Below are 16,383 nucleotides of genomic sequence, written 5' to 3'. Positions count from 1 at the left end.
AGGATCGCCCTATGACCATCACGATCGGAGAGGGACTTCAGAACCTTTCCTACCCGAGAGGCTACACGGGTCCCGCGAGAGCCTCGGATCGCGCGGCCCAGTTCCAGACGAAGTTCGACACGGCGCTTTCGCAGTTCGAGAAGCTGGCGTTCCAGACTCCGGCAGAGCGAGCACGCGAGGCGGTTCTCAAGCGTCACGGCCTGGACGAGAAGGCACTCGCCGGCCTTAATGCCGCGCCTCGGAACACGATCGAGCAGGAGATCGCAGACTCGGTCCGGCGGGCGACCGGCGCCGAAAGTCCCAAGTCGAGGACATCCTGAGGCCATCACGACCCTGAGCGCTGACGGACGGGAGAGGCGCGCCGTGGAGGCGGGCAGAGGCGATACTCGCGTGCTAGCGCGTCTGCTCACGCGATCGGTCACCACGCACACGAGCCGCGTCCTCAAAGCGAGGTCATGCGATCGACATCGATCACCGCCTCGACGAAGTCGTGCGGAGCCTCCTGCGGCAGATTGTGGCCGACACCGCCGCCGACGAGCCTGTGCAGATACTTGTCTTGAAATTTCGTGCGGTAGGCTTCCGGCTGAGGGTGCGGTGCGCCGTTCGCATCTCCTTCGAGCGTGATCGACGGCACCCGGATGGGCGGGAACGATGCCAGCTGCCGCTCCATCGCGTCGTAGCGCGACTCGCCCTCCGTCAAACCCATACGCCAGCGGTAGTTGTGGATTGCGATCGCGACATGGTCCGGGTTTTCGAGAGCCGCCGCAGACTGGTCGAAGGTGTCGTCGTCGAAAGCCCAGCGCGGCGAGGCCGTCTTCCAGATTAGGCGGGCGAACTCGCGGGTCTGCAGCGCGTACCCTTCCCTGCCGCGGTCGGTGGCGAAGTAGAACTGGTACCACCAGTCGCGCTCTGCAGCGGGCGAGAGAGGCTTCCTGCCGACTTCCTGGCTGCCGATAAGGTACCCGCTTACCGAGACCAGCCCCTTCGTCAAATCGGAGCGGCAGGCCGCGACGGACACGGCGCTCCTCGCCCCCCAGTCGCAGCCGCCGACGATCGAACGCCTGAGCCCGAGTGCCTCGATCAGTTCGATCGCATCCGAGGCGAGCGCGGCCTGCTGGCCGTTTCTGAGAATGGCGTTCGAGGTGAAGCGAGTGGCGCCGTACCCGCGAAGGTATGGCACGATCACGCGGTAGCCACGGGCAGCAAGCGCAGGCGCCACGTCCACGTAGGTGTGGACGTCATATGGCCAGCCATGCAGCAGCAGTACGGCCTGCCCGGTCGGTGCTCCGAGATCGAAGTAGCCGACGTCGAGCACGCTGGTCTTTACGTGCTTGAGCTCTCCAAGCTTCGGCGAGACGCTGCTTTGCCGAAGCTGTGACGCGTCTCGCGCCAAGGCGGCAGACGGCGATAGCGCCGCCATCGCTCCGCCAGTCAGAGCGGCCGCGATGAAGTCGCGGCGCTCGAGATCGTCGGTCGGTTCCATGATGTCGTCTCCTGGAGCGTCGGCGTCCCTCCCCGCCGGTATCGCGGCTCGAGATGACGGGAGGTCGACTAGTTGGTGCGATCGCTCCCACGCGATCGCGCGAAGGTTCAGGTTCGGCATACCGGGGGTCAGGTAGGGCGACGAAGTTCCGTCGATCAGGACGCCCCTTCACGACCTGTCCTCGTCTGCCGGCACGGCCGATCGACCCTGCAGGCCGAAGAACGCCCTTATCGAAGGCAGAAGATCAATCATGCCATGCGCGGCGCGGGCAGGATCGACGGCGGCATCGTGCCTGAGAAGAGCGTATCCGCGCTTGACGGAGGCTTCGAGGAGATCGGCGAGCCGCGGCGTGTCCCGGATCAGCGGCTCGAGAGCCTCCTTGCGCACGATCTGCACGCTCGTCGGTGCTATCGCGACTGTGGACACCTGCTTGGCGGCACCTGTCAGAAGTCCGATCTCGCCGATGTACTCTCCGGCGCCCAGGCGACCTCCTATTTCGAGCCTACCTCCTTCGTGCAGTCGACGCACCTCCAGTACGCCCTCCTCGACGACGTACAGGCTGGTGTCGACGTCTCCCTGGGCAAAGAGCAGATCGCCGGAACGAAGCTGTCGCCTCTCCGTGCCCAAGCGAAGAATGCGCATCTGCTCGTCCGAGAGATCGCGAAACAGCTCCAGGGACGCGAGTGCGTCTCGCGTTTCCCGACGCGAAGGACTCGGCGGCAGCTCGAGAAGGTCGGCGTGAAGAAGCCTCGACCTGACAAGACGGAGGAAGTCACTTTTCGCTCCGCCGAGCGTCGTCGGGTCGTCGACGAAGAAGTGCACGCTGTACCGGTTGAAGCGTCTGCCGAGTCTCGTCAGGTGGACTCCGGACCGGGGATGGTCAGAGATCGCCGGTACGAGCAGCAGCGCATGTTCGACGAGCGCCTGCACCCTCTCGGGGGCGGCGGACGAGACCGCCTCTACTTCGATTGCCGCGCCTCTTCGCCTCGCCGGAAAGCTCCTGTTGACGATCTCCGACTTGGCGACGGCGCTGTTCGGCACAACCGCCACGTCGTCGTCGTCGGTTGAGATCCTGATCGACCGCCAGTTTATCTGCGAAACGGTTCCCTCGATCCGATCGCCGATGCTGATCCTGTCGCCTAGTCGGAACGGCTGCTCGATCCCGACGGCGATGCCGGAGAAAAGATCCGCAAGCGTGCTCTGGAGCGCGAGCCCGAGCACGACCGCTACGATGCCGGAGGTCGCGACGAGCCCGGAGAGAGGCAGTTGCAGCGCGAAGCTCAGGAAGGCGAGCATCGCTCCAAGGTACGCGCCCGCCGACAGTAGATCGGAAACCAGACGGCTCTGTCGGGATCTGCTGTCGTGTCCGAGCGTGTAACGAAGGACCGTCGTGGAGGTCATTGCGCCCAGTAGCCACCAGACGCCGATCGTCGCCTGCCATAGAGGCCGGAGGTGAAGCGCTGACCCGATCGGCATGAGCGGTGACCAGCGGGCTGCAGCAAGAGCGAGACTGAGCAGTGCCAGCGACCCGGCTGCAGCTACGGCCCGCGGCGTGGATCTCGCCCGCCAAAGGCTCATGAGGCCGGCTGCAGTTCCGATCAGGCCGCCGAGAATAAGGAGGAAGGTCGAGGCCGGCAAGGCTCAGTCTTCCGCATCGTCGGACGGCAGCCCGGCCGCGGCGTGAGCGGAAACTCCGGGCGCTTCATCGGATCGCTCGATGTGGAGCCTGAACTGACGCATGCGGGCGCGAGCTCTGGACAGGGCCTCGCTGTTCGAGTGCGCAACACCGTCCTGCTCTAAAAGGCTGGACAGGAGGCTCAGCCTCTCCTGAACGCTCAAGCCCTCAAGAGCCACGATGCAGGCAATCTGCGCCTCGTCGGCGATCAGTGAGATCTCGCGCTCCTCCACCGACATGTCGGGCTGGGTCGCGCCGTCGGCGGATCGACGATGCTCGTGGATGCATCTGCGCGCGACCATCCTGAGCAGCTGATCTGTCGGCGAGTCCGTCGATGTCGCCGACTGCACGAACTCCGATCGGACGTCGGCAAGTACACGGCCAAAGTCGCCGGTCGGACCGAGCGCGAGCCTTGCCAGGCTGGCGAGGCGCTCCGCCGCCTTGTCGAAAGCCTGTCCCCGAATGATGTCATGGACGACGCCAAGCGTTCGCCTGCCAGATCTTGAAAGGCCGAAGCCATCTGTGTCGCTGCTCACGTCTTCCTCCCTCGTCCGGATAGAGACGATGCAGGCGGCTCCGGTGTGACACGCGTCGAGACCTGAAGGGCCTTCGATGCGAGCATGGCCCTTCGGACGTCGTCGCGACGATCATCAGTGCCGACGAGATCCCATCCTGGCGATCGACGGGGCGGCCAGGACGGCGAGAGCCTCGAGTTGACGCTCGCTGTACCCGAACGAGAGCAGCGGAGCTGCAAGTTCGACGGGCATGCGCTGCCGCAGGCGGGTGGCATCCAAGAAGCTTCCTAGAGCAGACCTGCGCGCATCGACGTCTTCGCCTTCGGCGGATCCGCCCTTCAGAAAGCGGATGATTCCGCCCAGCAGCGAGCCATGGCCGGTCGGACCGATCCGACGACTGCGCATGTCGCGCCCCGCCTCCTCGAACGCGCGGGCCACCTGGGCCCATTCGTCATTGTCGAGCTGAAGATCCGAAGTCATGTCGTGCTCCTCCGATGAGCAGGAGATACGCCGAGCGGCCGCCGACGATTAGCGAGGCGGGGGGAAGGTGTGAGTTTCCATCTGGCCTTCAATCGAGGCGGCCCCGTTCGCCGTGGCGACGGATCCGACCTTCACGCCGCAGCTGCCTTCCGCGTCAGAAGAGAGCTTCGCCTCGACGATCGCGGTCTGAGCGAGCACCTTGTGGACGGGACACCTGCCGGCGATGGCGAGGAGGCGCCTGGCCTGATCGATCGTCATTTCCGGACCAGGATCGATACGGCAACTGAACGAGGGTATGCCCTGCGGCGTCCGGGCGTGGTCAACTATGACCTCGAGTTGGCCGAGCATCCAGCCGTGCCTGCTGCCGTACATGCGCAGGGTCATCGCAGTACAGGAGGCGAGCGCCGCCGCCAGCAGGTCGAAGGGCGTCGGACCGGTCTCCATGCCGCCTGCCGACGCGGGTTCGTCGGCAAGGAAGCGGAGCCCCGGGGAAAGCAGGACCTCCGTCTGGAATACCCCGGCTCCGGTCGGGCGCGCTCGTGCGCCGCGATATGCTTCCGAACTCTGCACCTCGACAGTTGGCACATATCGCTGCGCCCAGGCGGAGATCAGATCCGCCGCGTAGAACGCGTCCTCCTTGCGGGTGAGCAGATGATCCGCCGTGTCGAGAGAAACGAAGCTCTTCGGATGACGAGCCGCCGCATAGATGCGTGCAGCATGCTCGATGCCGACGATCCGGTCATGCGGTGCATGGAGGACGAGTAGAGGCCGGTTGGCCTCGCGCACGAGGCGGGGAAGATCGTAGCCTGCAAGATCGTCGACGAAGTCAGCCGCTACCTCGAAGGATCTTCCACCTACGTCAATTCTGGTGGTCGCGGAGTCCCGATCATCTGTCTCGGCCTTCCGACCTTCGGCAAGGTGGCCGGCGCTTGCCGGCGATCCGATCGTGACGAGGGCTCGGATACCCGGCAGACGCGTCGATGCGGCGATCGTCGCGACGCCGCCTAGGCTGTGTCCCACCATCAGGGACACGGCCATGCCGCATCGCTCCATGACCTGGACGGCGCTCACGAGATCGTCGACGTCGGCTGACAGACCCCGCAGCGGGTTGCCACCGCTTCGGCCCAAGCCGGCGAAGTCGTAGCGGAGCACGCCCATGCCGCGCTCGGCCAGCCGCCTCGATATGCGCACTGCGGCGAGGCTGTCTGCACCGCAGGCGAAGCAGTGGGAGAAGACGGCCCAGCCGCGGACCTCGATGGAGGGCAGCTCCAGCCGCCCCGCCAGCCGATAACCTGCTGCACTTTCGAATTCGAATGGTGCCGTCGGCATCCCGAAGTCCTCCACCACGTGCGTCTGGCGAAATCTCGTGAGACGCGCGCGCCACGCAGACCTGCCAGCCGATGTCCTAGGCTCGACAAAACCGTACCGCTTCCAGGTCGGCTCCGCATCGCGACGCAGTGCCGGTGGCGATCATACGAAAGGCTATGGCAAGCTACCTTCGCTTGGAGAGAACCTGCCGAACTGCTAGGGAATCCGGCGGAGACCCAACGTGATCGACAGCGAGACCCCTCGAGCAGAACAGGCCGCGACGAGGACTGTCGATGCTGGAACGGCGTCTGCTCCGGGACGCCCGCTGGTCGTCATCGCCGATGATCATCAGGATATGCGCGAGGCGCTGGCCGACCTTCTCGAGTCGGTGGGGATCGACACCCTGTCCTTCGAGAACGCCAGAGAGCTCCTCGAGGCCGAACTACCCGATCGGCCAGGCTGCTTCGTGCTCGATGTCAGGATGCCCGGCATCAGCGGCCTGGATCTCCAGGCGCAACTTAGTCAGCGCGAGCACGCGATGCCGATCATCTTCATCACGGGCCACGCCGACGTTCCGATGAGCATCAAGGCGATGAAGGCGGGAGCCTCGGACTTCCTCACCAAGCCAGTGCGTGAGCAGGAGCTGCTCGACGCGGTATGGACCGCGATCGATGCGGACAGGTCCCGCCGTATCGAACAAACGGTGGTGAGCGAGAACGTCTCACGCTACGACACTCTCTCCAGGCGAGAGCGCCAGGTTCTCTCGTTCGTGGCGCAGGGGCACCTGAACAAGCAGATCGCGTACGAGCTCGGCGTGTCCGAGGTCACGATCAAGCTGCATCGCGGTGCGGTCATGAAGAAGATGGCTGCCGGATCCGTGGCGGAGCTCGCACGCATGTGGGACGCACTCCCCGCTCTCATTCGGCTGAAGGACCCAGGATAGACCATCGTATGCTTCAAGGATGAAGCCATTACGCAGAATGATCGTTGCCCATGTTCCCGCCGCTTGAGGAACAGCCTTTTGCATCGACTTCCTCTCATAGCAGTCGTGGACGACGACGCGAGCATGTGCGACGCGATCGCGGAACTCGTGGAGGTACTGGACTTCAGGAGCGAAAGGTTCCTGTCGGCCCTGCGCTTTCTGGAGGAACTTGAACCCGAGCGGTTCGACTGTCTCGTCTCAGATGTTCGGATGCCGGGCATGGACGGCTTCGAGCTGGGTCGGCGTGCGTCGGCGATCGCGCCCGGGCTGCCCATCATCTTCGTCAGCTCGTTCGACGACGAAGTGACAAGGTCGCAGGCCGCACGCGTCGGTGCAGCGGCCTTCCTCTGCAAGCCCGTCGATGCAGACGCGCTGCTCGAAAACCTCAACGCCGCGCTGGATCGCGGCTAGCGGCTAGCCTTCGTGCTCGAGGACATGCGCGCTCCAGCCGCTGATGGTGAAGCCCAGAAGGCGGTCCATGCGTACCAGCTGCTGGACGTTCCGGGCTTCGATCTTCCGCATCGCCGTGCCGCGGTGGATCTTCACCGTTATCTCGCTCAGCGAGAGGATCTCGGCTACCTCGCGATTCTTCCGGCCGTCCAGCACCAGCGCCAGGACCTCGCGCTCGCGCGTGGTGAGGGACGCCAGACGGGTGCGGATGCGGGCGCTCTCCAACGCGTCGCCCCGCCGGTCGCGGTCTAGCTCGATTGCCGCGTCCGTCGCATCGAGCACGTCCTGGTCGCGTAGGGGCTTCAGCAGGAAGTCGACGGCACCAGACTTCAGGCCTCGCACCGACATCGGGACGTCGGCGAACCCGCTCATGAAAACCACCGGGAGGCTGAAGCCATGTGACGACAGGCGATCCTGCAGCTCCAGACCTCCGAGCTTCGGCAGCCGGACATCCGTGAGCAGACAGCCAGGCGCGTCAGGATCCGCCTGTTCGAGGAAATCGAGCCCGTTGGCGTAGCAACGCGCCTCCCGCTCCACCGACAAAAAGAGATCCGCTATCGCGTCCCGGATGCCGGCGTCGTCATCCACGACGTGAACGATCGGGACCACTGTCGCTTCGTTCGCCTGCATGCCAACCTCCGTTCGTAGTGCCTCTCGCTCAATCCCTCCCTTGGATAGACCGCGATTCCGCGCCTCGCCATCATACCAAGAGCTAGGTGGCGTCGTCTCGATCCGCCCCGCCTGGCGGATCGGGACGGATCAGAACAATCCGGCGATGTCCTCCACTCGCGACAGAAGGACATCCGGGTGGTGCCGGCGGAGCGCCTCCGGCGTGGCATAGCCCCAGGCCACTGCGGCGGCGACGCCGCCCACCGCGCGGGCCGCCTCGATGTCGCGCGTCTCGTCGCCGACGCAGACCGTACGGCCTGGCTCGACTCCGAAGCGGCGGATCGCCTGTCGCAGCTTGGCCTTCTTGCCGAAGAGCGACGATCCACAGCCGTAGAAGCCGAATGCGGCTGCCAGGTCGCTGCCGAGAACCTCGCGGACGTTGTGCTCGTCGTTGGAACTGACGATCGCAAGAGCCGTGCCGGAGGCCCACAGTCGCCGGAGCGCGTCCGGGATGCCGTCGAACAGGCGGATGGTCTCGATCTGGGTCGCCGCGAGCTCCCGCATGTAGCGGGCGATGGACGGCATCTTCCACAAAGGGATCCGCAGCTCACGCAGTATCTCGCGCGTGCCTAGATCACGCAGCCTTTCGCGTTCGTCCACCGTCGTTCGTCTGAAGCCAAAGCGATCTGCAACGCCGTTCAAGGAGCCGAAGAACCATTCGCGGCTGTCGGCGATCGTGCCGTCGAAGTCGAATATAACGAGGTCGTAGCGCATCGCCGGCGCCCCTGCACAAGTCGCATCGTCGAAGCAACCGGCCGAGGCCGCCAAGCTCCGGTGCGAAGGTCGGCCCGCCTACACCAACGCATAACCATTCCTCGCTGTTCGTCACCTGTGAGGTGGCGCTTGGCTCGATTATCCAAGCTTCGAAGCCGGGATATCGTGTGATCGCAGGCCAGGTTCGGCAGCGGGAGACGATCGTGAACGCGACGACCGGCCACAAGCCACCCATCGCCGCCTTGGCGGTAGCCGGCTACGGCGCCGTACTAGGCTCGCTCTTCCCCGTCGTGGCGGTCCTGTCCTCGGCCGACATCTCGGGTGGCCTCTCCGTGGCGGCGGACAGCGGTGCGCTCGTCAACACCTTCCAGAACGTCGGCGCGATAGCCGGCGTCCTGGCCACCCCTGCGCTTGCGTTCGGCATGGGCCGAGGACGCGCCATGGAGATGATCGCCGCAGGCTTCGTCGGCGCCTCGGCACTGTGCGCGCTCGCGCCAGATCTGCCGCTGATGGTGTGTGCGAGGGTCGTGCAGGGCTTCTTCGCAGGCGCCATGCCTCTCCTCTTCATGCTCCTGGTCATGACCTCTCTGCCGCCGGGGCGCGGACGGTTCGAGGGCATGACCCTTTTCGCCACCTCCACGTCGCTCCTTTTCGGTCTGGCGGCCACGGCTGGCGGGTCGCTCGTCGATGGCTTCGGATGGCGAAGCCTCTTCTGGGCGCAGGCCTTCCTCGGCGTGCCGTACTGGCTCTGCGCCAGGACGACGCTCCGCGAGGAGCTGGGGAAGCCCGAGGCATTGATCCGAGCCGACTGGGGCAGCTACTCGCTCCTCGCCATCGGACTGGCTGCGATCCTCGTCGCGGCGTCAGAGGGGGAGCGCCATTTCTGGCTCGCGACATGGTGGGTGCCGACGCTGGCCGTCGCCGGAGCGACGCTGGTGGCCTGCGCCATCGCGGGCCTCGCTCGATCCGCGCGTCCGCTGCTGCTCCTGAGCGTCTTCCGACGTCCGACGTTCACCTGGGGGATCGTCCTCTCGGTCTTCTTCCGCTTCGGACAGATGTTCGCGATCTACATCGTCCCGTCCTACCTCGGTCGCCTGCAGGGTTACCGTACGGCGGAGATCGGCGCCGTCCTGGCACCGATGACGCCTGCCGCCGCGCTATCGCTGCTCGCGTCGTACGTCTTCGCACGGCGCTTCGACAGCCGCTGGCTTCTCTCGGCCGGCCTTGCCAGCTTCGCGTGCGCGGCGTCCATGTGCATCGGCCTCACTCCAGAGTGGGCTGCCGATCAGCTCCGACTCGCCGCCGCCGTAGCGGGTCTCGGGATGGGCTTCTTCAGCGTGGCCGTGCTGCGCTTCGCGACGCACGGCGTCACCATGCAGGACGGCCCTACCGTCGGGATCATCTTCAATCTCACCCGGGTGTTCGGCATCGTCGCCGGCCTGGCCATCCTTTCCCATCTGGTCGTCGAGCGTGAGAAGTTCCACTCTGCCCGCATCGTGGAGGCTGTGAGCGCCACCTCGCCGGAGACGTCGCAGCGCATCGCGCAGGCTTCGGGAGCGTTCGCCCGCTTCAGCGCCGACGCCGGCAACGCGCAGGCATCGGCAATCGCGACGCTGTCCCGGGCGGCAGGCGGTCAGGCCTTCACGCTCGCGTTCGCGGACGCCTTCGTGGTTACCGCCATCGTCCTGGCTCTTGGCGCCGTCCTGGTCTGGGCCCTGCCCGCCGTTCCACCCGAGGCCGCCACCACGTCGACCTCGGATCAGCAGAGGATAGCAGCATGAAGAGCGTCGCAACGTCAGCCCCCGTCGCCGGCGAGGAGGCTACGGCGAAGGAAAGGCCTCGGACAGCCGGCGCTTCCCGCCGCGTCGCCACCGCCTTCCTTCTCGCGGGTGCCACCGCGGTCGTAGTGGCCGGACTGTACGCCTATGGTCCGCAGAGCGTCGCCTTCGTCTCGACTGACAACGCCTACGTGAAGGGGGACGTCACGTTCGTGTCGCCGAAGGTGCCGGGCTACGTGACGGCCGTACTGACCGAGAACAATGCCACTGTCCGGCCTGGACAGACGCTCATAAGGATCGACCCGACGGACTACGCCTCCGCGGTGTCAGACGTCCACGCCGCCGTCTCGCAGGCAGAGGCGTCCCTGCAGCAGATATCGGCCCAGACGGAATTGCAGCAGGCGCAGATCCGGGTTGCCGACGCAGGCGTCACCTCGGCCCGCGCCACGTCGGTCCGCAGTGACGCTGACTTCGCGCGATCCGACGCGCTCGTCGGGCAGGGTGCGGTGAGCCGGCAGCTGTTCGAAACTGCTCGGGCGGAGAACGTCAGATCGAGCTCGGCGGTTGCCCAGACCGTCGCCCAGGCGGAGGCCGCACGTAAGCAGCTTCGGGTCCTGGCTGCCCAGAGGCTCTCCGCCCAGGCGCAGCTCGAGGGCGCGCGCGCGAAGCTGGTGCGCGCCCAAGCCGACCTCGGACGCACGGACGTGGTGTCGCCGCGGGAAGGAAGGGTGGCGGCCCGCAACGTCCGGCTGGGCGAGTTCGTGAACACGGGCACCCGCCTGCTGGCCATCACTCCGACTCGCGGTCTCTGGGTGGAGGCGAACCTCCGCGAAACCCAGCTGGCTCGTATCAGACAGGGCGATCGCGTGCAGTTGGCCGTGGACGCAGTACCGGACGTCACGTTCTGCGGCGTCGTGGAAGGCGCGCTCGGCGCGAGCGGGTCCGAGTTCGCCGTGATTCCTCCAGACAACGCCACGGGCAACTTCACGAAGATCGTGCGACGTTTCACGGTTCGCATCCTCCTCGACCAGCAACAGGCGGGTCTCGACCGGCTCGCGACCGGCATGTCCGTGACGCCTCGCATAGAGATCGGTTCGCATGTCGACGGAAGATCGCATGGCGGCCTTATCTCGTGGTTCGCCGGTGGCTCGTTCCGGTGCGGGACGCGGTCGTGAGAAGAGTGTTCATCCTTTCTATCGCGGCGCTCCTCGCCGGGTGCGTGTCGCCGCCGAAACTCGGCCCTGAACCGGTCGTCAGACCGTCGACCCAGTACGAGACGGCCAGAAGCTTTCAGGCGGAGGCTGCGCCCTGGCCCGAAGCAGCATGGTGGCGTGCCTACGGCGATCCACAGCTCACCCTGCTAGTCGAGGAGGCTCTCGCCAGCTCGCCGACCATGGCCCAGGCTGCGGCGCGCCTCCGCAGAGCCGAGGCCCTCGTGGGAGCCGCCGGTGCGGCGACGCTCCCCAGCGTGTCCGCGGACGGCTCCTTGACCGTCAGCAGACCGAGCACCGAAGCGGGTGTTCCCGTGCTGCCGGAGCGTCAGGGCTTTCACGACTACGGCAAGGTGGGCCTGAGCTTCGCCTGGGAGCTGGACTTCTGGGGCAAGAACCGCGCGTCGCTCGCGGCGGCGAAGTCGGACGCGGAGGCGGCCCGGGCGGACGCGGCTGCTGCAAGACTGGTCATCTCGACATCGGTGGCCGCCACGTACGCGGATCTCACCCGGCTCTTCGCCGATCGCGACGTTCTCCAGGAGACGCTGGCGGTGCGCGAGAAGAGCCTGGAGCTCGTCACCGCGCGGGTCGCTCACGGCTTCGACTCGGAAGCTGATCTCGCGCAGGCGCAGGCCGGTCCCCCTGCGGCGCGCTCCGAGCTGGCCCAGGCGGACGAGGCGATCGGCCTTACCCGTAACAGGCTCGCCTCCCTCCTGGGATCAGGTCCCGACCGGGGTATGTCGATCGATCGGCCGAGCGCACCGGCGCTAAAGTCGTTTGGACTGCCGCGGGGTCTCGCAGCGGACCTGCTCGGACACCGCCCCGACGTGGTCGCAGCGCGCTGGCGGGTCGAGGCGGCAGGCAAGCGCATCAAGGTGGCGCACGCTCAGTTCTATCCCAACATCAATCTGCTTGGGCTTCTCGGTTTCGAGGCGCTCGGCGTCGACAACCTCTTCCGCGGAGGAAGCGACGTCGGAGCGGGCGGGCCTGCGCTCAGCCTTCCGATATTCGACGGCGGCCGCCGGCGGGCCAACTACCGGGGTGCCAGGGCGGATTACGATGCTGCCGTCGCACTCTACGACGAGACGGTGACACAGGCGCTCCGGGATGTCGCCGACGTCGCTGTGAGCAGCCGTCAGCTCGCCCGCGAGATCGCCGGTGCCGACGAGGCGCTTCACGCGACCGAAAGGGCCTATCAGCTCGCGCAGCTGCGCTATTCAGGGGGAGCCGCCGACTACCAGTCCGTCCTTCTCGTCGAGGACCGCCTGCTCGCTAGAAGAAGGGTAGCCGCGGCGCTGCGCGCCAGAGCCTTCGTACTCGACGTGTCGCTGACACGAAGTCTGGGCGGCAGCGTACTTCGCTGAACTCTCAGCCATTCGGCCTTGCACGTCATCAATGACGTGGCGTCTTGGCCATTAAACGAGACCCCGGATGGGCATAGGTCGGATGCAGATCGAGGGTGACGATCCCAGCGATCCCGAAGCAGCATCGGAGCTTATCATGAAAGACGTCTACGTCACTGCAGTCACCGCGCTCGGCGGTCGCTCGGGCTACGCCTCCAGCAGCGATGGGCGCCTCAAGGTCGAACTCTCGACCCCCGCGGCGCTCGACGGCGACGACGGGCCGGGTACCAACCCGGAGCAGCTGCTCGCGGCTGCGCACGCCTCCTCCCTCCTGGCGGCGATCCGCCAGGTGGCCGAAGACCGAGCGATCCGCGTCCCGTCGGACTGCAACGTCACTGCGACCGTCGAATTGCAGGACGGCCGAGACGGCATGAGCCTCATCGTCACGCTGGACGCGGACATCCCATGCCTCAGCGAGGCTGATGCGTGCGATATTGTAAGACAGGCCATGTCGATCTGCCCGCTCGTGAGGACGACGGGCGAACACGTCCGCACGCTTCCGCTCGCCGCCTGAGCTAGCTTGCGGGTTCAGTGGGAGGCTGCGCCCAGGCCTGCCTCCCATAATGCTCGCGCAGGAAATCGATCAGGACGCGGACACGGGCCGGCCGCGCTACTCCCGGAGGCGTGACCATGTAGGCGGACTTGGGCGCTGCCGCCCAATCGGGCAGAAGGTGCAGCAGACGGCCGCTCTTCAGTTCGTCATGGACGAAGAAGTCCGGCAGCAGCGCCACCCCGAGGCCCTGCGCCACCGCTGGAAGTACCGCGGTAGCATGGTTGATGTGGTATCGACCCGTCATCCTGACCACCTGCGTCTCTCCAGGCCGCTCGAATTCCCAGTCGTTGCCCCACGGCACGTTCGTTGGGATGATGGCCGGAAAACGGGCGAGGTCGGCAGGGTCGCTGGGCGCTCCGTGCTCCTCCACGAGTGCCGGAGAGCCGACGAGCGGGCGTGCGAAGGAGATCAGGCGGACGGTCCGCAGCGTGCTGTCCGGCGGCGGCCCGAGCCTGATGCAGACGTCGAAGCCGGACCCGATCAGATCGACCTCGTCCTCGGTCAGGCAGAGATCCAGCTCGATGTCGGCATAGCGCTTCATAAAGGTGGGCATGATCGGGACGACCGTGGCGAGCCCGAACGCGGTACCGCACGCCATCCTGACGCGACCTCGGGGCACCGCCGCCTCCTCGACCACGTCGGCCTCGATCGCGCGACCATCCGCCAGCATGCGTGCGGCGCGTTCGACGCAGAGGCGGCCGGTCTCCGTCAGCGAGAGCTTCCGGGTCGTGCGATGGAGCAGCGTGGTCTGCATGCGCTGCTCGATGCGCGTGATCGCCTTCGACACGGTGGTGCTTGCGAGGCCGAGCTCCTCCGCGGCGTGGCTGAACGAGCCGAGCTCCGCGACCTTGGCGAAGATCGCCCAGGCTTCGAAGTCAGGCATGTGGGGCATATCGGCTATCCTCTTGGTACGTCGGGTCGCGTCGTCTGTCTTGCCCAGTCAGCGATGCCCAGACGTGTCGGCAGGTCCCGCAGGACCTGATCCAGGTCATGCCCTGCCCCGCTCGGGCACCTCCGGCGGTGTGTCGCCACGGTCGTACGGCCGCCAGCGTCGATCCAGCTGATGGTGTAGGTGCCCGTATCCGAGATCGCGACCTCGCATTCGATCGGAGCCGTGGTGCCGCTCGCGGGTCGGAAGGGCGCGAGCTCCCGCACGAGAGCCGCGTAGTCGCGAGGCTTCAGCATCCGCTCGCGGCGTCCGATTACCTGGGTATGCCGCTGGCCGTCGAACACGACCTTACCTTTCGGGTCGATCGTCACGTCGTAGACGGGGCAGAAGCCGAAGCACGGACCCAGAGACACCATTATCCTTTCGGCGGCTGCAGATGGTGCCATCGGGGTTCCAGCTGGACCGTAGGACGAGCACGACGAAACCAGCACGGCCGCAGTTGTCGCGCCCCATCGTGTCAAAGCAGACTTCATCGCCGATCGCTCCTTGTCGCATGCTCAGGCGCCGCGCCTACGACATGCCGAGCAGGCGTTTGATCGCGCGCTTTGGGAAGATCGCTTTCTCCCGGACGGCATCTCCTACTCAACCGGTCGGCCGTCATCGCCTATACCAAGGTCGAGAAGGGCATGCTCGCTCGTCCTGACCTACCCTCTCGTATGATCGCGGCTACCACAGCATGCGATCGTGACGCGTCCCCGTCGGCGCTAGTGATCTGTCGAGGCCGCCCGACGGAGAACGACGCCGCCCGTGGAGATCGCGGCCCTTGAGCGAGGGGCAGGATCATGTTCGACGGTCTGGATGCGGTACTACTTGCGCGAATGCAGTTTGCGTTCACGATCACGATCCACTTCCTCTTCCCCGGCTTCACGATCGGTCTCGCGAGCTTTCTCGCGGTTCTGAACGCGCTGTGGCTGCGCACCGGAAAGATCGAGTACCTCAACCTCTTCAACTACTGGGTGAAGATCTTCGCGCTCGCGTTCGGCATGGGCGTCGTCTCGGGCATTGTCATGTCCTACGAGATCGGCACCAACTGGGCGACCTTCGCCGACAGGGCTGGTACCGTGATCGGCCCGCCTATGGCGTACGAGGTGCTGTCGGCCTTCTTTCTGGAGGCAGGCTTCCTCGGGATCATGCTCTTTGGTCGCGAGCGGGTAGGGCCCACCCTCCACATGGCCGCCTGCGCCGCGGTGGCGATCGGCACCTGCACCTCGGCGTTCTGGATTCTATCGGTGAACAGCTGGATGCAGACGCCGACCGGCTTCACGGTGGAACCCGGTACCGGGCGCTTCATACCGGAAAGCTTCTGGCTCACCGTCTTCAATCCCTCGTTCCCCTACCGCCTGATGCACACCGTTTGTGCCGCCTATCTCGGTACCGGCTTCGTGGTCGGCGGCGTCGGGGCTTGGCATCTTCTAAAGGGACAGCAGGGCTCGCCCGCCGCTACGCGCCGGATGTTCTCCATGGCCATGTGGATGGCCGCCATCGTGGTGCCCATCCAGATCTTCCTGGGGGATCAGCACGGCCTCAACACGCTCGAGCACCAGCCGACGAAGATCATGGCGATGGAGGGCCACTTCCGCGGGCACCCGGACGGAGCGCCCCTGTACCTGTTCGGCGTGCCCAACGAGCGCACCCAGCGTGTCGACTACCCGGTCGCCATACCGAAGCTCGGCAGCCTTCTGCTCAAGCATGATCCCGATGCTCCCATGCCCGGCCTCGACAGCGTTCCCGCAGCGGACCGCCCGCCGGTCGGCATCGTCTTCTGGTCCTTTCGCGTCATGGTCGGCCTGGGTCTGCTGATGCTGGCGCTCGGCATGGCAGGCCTGTGGTGTCGCTGGCGCGGGACCCTCTACTCGAACCGGCTTCTGCTCTGGTCCGCCGTCGCGCTCAGTCCCGCCGGTCTGTCGGCTATCGTCGCCGGGTGGATCACCACGGAAGTGGGCCGACAGCCGTTCACGATCTACGGCGTCCTGAGGACGTCCGAGAGCGTGGCGCCGGTGGCGGCGAGCGCCGTCGGGGCCACGCTGGTCGCCTTCGTCATCGTGTACTTCGCCGTTTTCGGAGCCGGAACGCTCTACATCCTCCGTTTGATGGCGCACGCCCCCTCCGCCGGCGAGTCGAGCCTGGAGGACGCGCCGGGCGCTCCGGTTCGCGCGGCCGGGACGACGCCAGCGCCTGCGATCGAGCCGCACATCATCCCTCAGACTTGACAG

16 protein-coding genes are annotated in these 16,383 nt (G+C 66.2%); 8 read left to right on the top strand and 8 right to left on the bottom strand.

Translation table 11 applies throughout. The features are described from left to right. Positions 1 to 11: 11 nt before the first annotated feature. Complete coding sequence (locus tag EV292_RS08740) at positions 12 to 320, top strand: hypothetical protein (RefSeq protein ID WP_132908789.1); 309 nt, start codon at positions 12 to 14, stop codon at positions 318 to 320. Positions 321 to 442: 122 nt separating this feature from the next. On the opposite strand, the gene EV292_RS08735 is transcribed toward EV292_RS08740, so the two are convergent. From EV292_RS08735 to EV292_RS08715, 5 genes are all read right to left on the bottom strand, one after another. Continuing rightward, a complete protein-coding gene (locus EV292_RS08735) occupies positions 443 to 1,483 on the bottom strand; it encodes an alpha/beta hydrolase (protein WP_132908788.1) in 1,041 nt (346 codons plus the stop codon). 168 nt (positions 1,484 to 1,651) lie between these two features. Next, positions 1,652 to 3,121, bottom strand: a complete 1,470-nt coding sequence (locus EV292_RS08730; protein ID WP_132908787.1) for a mechanosensitive ion channel family protein — start codon at positions 3,119 to 3,121, stop codon at positions 1,652 to 1,654. Between the two features lie 3 nt (positions 3,122 to 3,124). Next, positions 3,125 to 3,694, bottom strand: a complete 570-nt coding sequence (locus tag EV292_RS08725; RefSeq protein ID WP_132908786.1) for a hypothetical protein — start codon at positions 3,692 to 3,694, stop codon at positions 3,125 to 3,127. Positions 3,695 to 3,808: 114 nt separating this feature from the next. Next, positions 3,809 to 4,153, bottom strand: coding sequence for a hypothetical protein (locus EV292_RS08720; RefSeq protein WP_132908785.1), 345 nt, complete (start codon positions 4,151 to 4,153; stop codon positions 3,809 to 3,811). Between the two features lie 48 nt (positions 4,154 to 4,201). After that, a complete protein-coding gene (locus EV292_RS08715) occupies positions 4,202 to 5,482 on the bottom strand; it encodes a bifunctional alpha/beta hydrolase/OsmC family protein (RefSeq protein WP_132908784.1) in 1,281 nt (426 codons plus the stop codon). Between the two features lie 220 nt (positions 5,483 to 5,702). On the opposite strand from EV292_RS08715, the gene EV292_RS08710 reads away from it, so the two are divergent. Both EV292_RS08710 and EV292_RS08705 read left to right on the top strand, forming a co-directional pair. Next, complete coding sequence (locus EV292_RS08710) at positions 5,703 to 6,404, top strand: response regulator transcription factor (protein WP_243693667.1); 702 nt, start codon at positions 5,703 to 5,705, stop codon at positions 6,402 to 6,404. Positions 6,405 to 6,509: 105 nt separating this feature from the next. After that, entirely contained in the window at positions 6,510 to 6,854 is a 345-nt protein-coding gene (locus EV292_RS08705; protein WP_132908783.1) for a response regulator, read from the top strand. Positions 6,855 to 6,857: 3 nt separating this feature from the next. Here the strand turns inward: EV292_RS08705 and EV292_RS08700 are convergent, their stop codons facing one another. Beyond that, positions 6,858 to 7,523 (bottom strand): response regulator, encoded by a 666-nt coding sequence (locus EV292_RS08700; RefSeq protein WP_132908782.1) that lies wholly within the window; start codon positions 7,521 to 7,523, stop codon positions 6,858 to 6,860. Positions 7,524 to 7,652: 129 nt separating this feature from the next. Beyond that, entirely contained in the window at positions 7,653 to 8,276 is a 624-nt protein-coding gene (locus EV292_RS08695) for an HAD hydrolase-like protein (RefSeq protein WP_132908781.1), read from the bottom strand. Between the two features lie 203 nt (positions 8,277 to 8,479). On the opposite strand from EV292_RS08695, the gene EV292_RS08690 reads away from it, so the two are divergent. The 4 genes from EV292_RS08690 to EV292_RS08675 all read left to right on the top strand — a co-directional run bounded on the left by EV292_RS08690 (position 8,480) and on the right by EV292_RS08675 (position 13,182). Next, complete coding sequence (locus EV292_RS08690) at positions 8,480 to 10,057, top strand: MFS transporter (protein WP_165927058.1); 1,578 nt, start codon at positions 8,480 to 8,482, stop codon at positions 10,055 to 10,057. Continuing rightward, positions 10,054 to 11,229 carry an HlyD family secretion protein gene (locus EV292_RS08685; RefSeq protein ID WP_132908779.1) on the top strand — a complete coding sequence of 392 codons (1,176 nt, stop codon included), beginning with the start codon at positions 10,054 to 10,056 and terminating at the stop codon, positions 11,227 to 11,229. The genes EV292_RS08690 and EV292_RS08685 overlap by 4 nt, the downstream gene beginning before the upstream one ends. Then, the gene (locus EV292_RS08680) at positions 11,226 to 12,629 is read left to right on the top strand and encodes an efflux transporter outer membrane subunit (RefSeq protein WP_207913371.1); all 1,404 of its coding nucleotides are present in this window, start codon (positions 11,226 to 11,228) and stop codon (positions 12,627 to 12,629) included. Before EV292_RS08685 ends, EV292_RS08680 begins: the two co-directional genes overlap by 4 nt. Positions 12,630 to 12,711: 82 nt before the next feature. Next, positions 12,712 to 13,182, top strand: coding sequence for an Ohr family peroxiredoxin (locus EV292_RS08675; protein WP_165927057.1), 471 nt, complete (start codon positions 12,712 to 12,714; stop codon positions 13,180 to 13,182). A gap of 1 nt (position 13,183) precedes the next feature. Here EV292_RS08675 and EV292_RS08670 read toward each other — a convergent pair whose 3' ends face one another. Then, positions 13,184 to 14,104, bottom strand: a complete 921-nt coding sequence (locus EV292_RS08670) for a LysR family transcriptional regulator (protein WP_243693666.1) — start codon at positions 14,102 to 14,104, stop codon at positions 13,184 to 13,186. A gap of 848 nt (positions 14,105 to 14,952) precedes the next feature. Between EV292_RS08670 and EV292_RS08665 the strand changes: the two genes are divergently transcribed. Further along, on the top strand, positions 14,953 to 16,380 hold the full coding sequence (locus EV292_RS08665) for a cytochrome ubiquinol oxidase subunit I (RefSeq protein WP_132908775.1): 1,428 nt from the start codon (positions 14,953 to 14,955) through the stop codon (positions 16,378 to 16,380). Positions 16,381 to 16,383: the final 3 nt, after the last annotated feature.

This window comes from Sphingomonas sp. BK235 (assembly GCF_004345855.1).
Classification (GTDB): Bacteria; Pseudomonadota; Alphaproteobacteria; order Sphingomonadales; family Sphingomonadaceae; genus Sphingomonas.
The sequence above is the reverse complement of the archived record's forward strand: the minus strand, read 5'-3'. Positions and strand labels throughout refer to the sequence as shown.

Coding starts and splice junctions, on each gene's coding strand:
- EV292_RS08740 (WP_132908789.1), top strand. CDS start 12: ATGACCATCACGATCGGAGAGGGACTTCAGAACCTTTCCTACCCGAGA.
- EV292_RS08675 (WP_165927057.1), top strand. CDS start 12,712: ATGCAGATCGAGGGTGACGATCCCAGCGATCCCGAAGCAGCATCGGAG.
- EV292_RS08670 (WP_243693666.1), bottom strand. CDS start 14,104: ATGCCTGACTTCGAAGCCTGGGCGATCTTCGCCAAGGTCGCGGAGCTC.
- EV292_RS08665 (WP_132908775.1), top strand. CDS start 14,953: ATGTTCGACGGTCTGGATGCGGTACTACTTGCGCGAATGCAGTTTGCG.
- EV292_RS08735 (WP_132908788.1), bottom strand. CDS start 1,483: ATGGAACCGACCGACGATCTCGAGCGCCGCGACTTCATCGCGGCCGCT.
- EV292_RS08685 (WP_132908779.1), top strand. CDS start 10,054: ATGAAGAGCGTCGCAACGTCAGCCCCCGTCGCCGGCGAGGAGGCTACG.
- EV292_RS08695 (WP_132908781.1), bottom strand. CDS start 8,276: ATGCGCTACGACCTCGTTATATTCGACTTCGACGGCACGATCGCCGAC.
- EV292_RS08715 (WP_132908784.1), bottom strand. CDS start 5,482: ATGCCGACGGCACCATTCGAATTCGAAAGTGCAGCAGGTTATCGGCTG.
- EV292_RS08700 (WP_132908782.1), bottom strand. CDS start 7,523: ATGCAGGCGAACGAAGCGACAGTGGTCCCGATCGTTCACGTCGTGGAT.
- EV292_RS08720 (WP_132908785.1), bottom strand. CDS start 4,153: ATGACTTCGGATCTTCAGCTCGACAATGACGAATGGGCCCAGGTGGCC.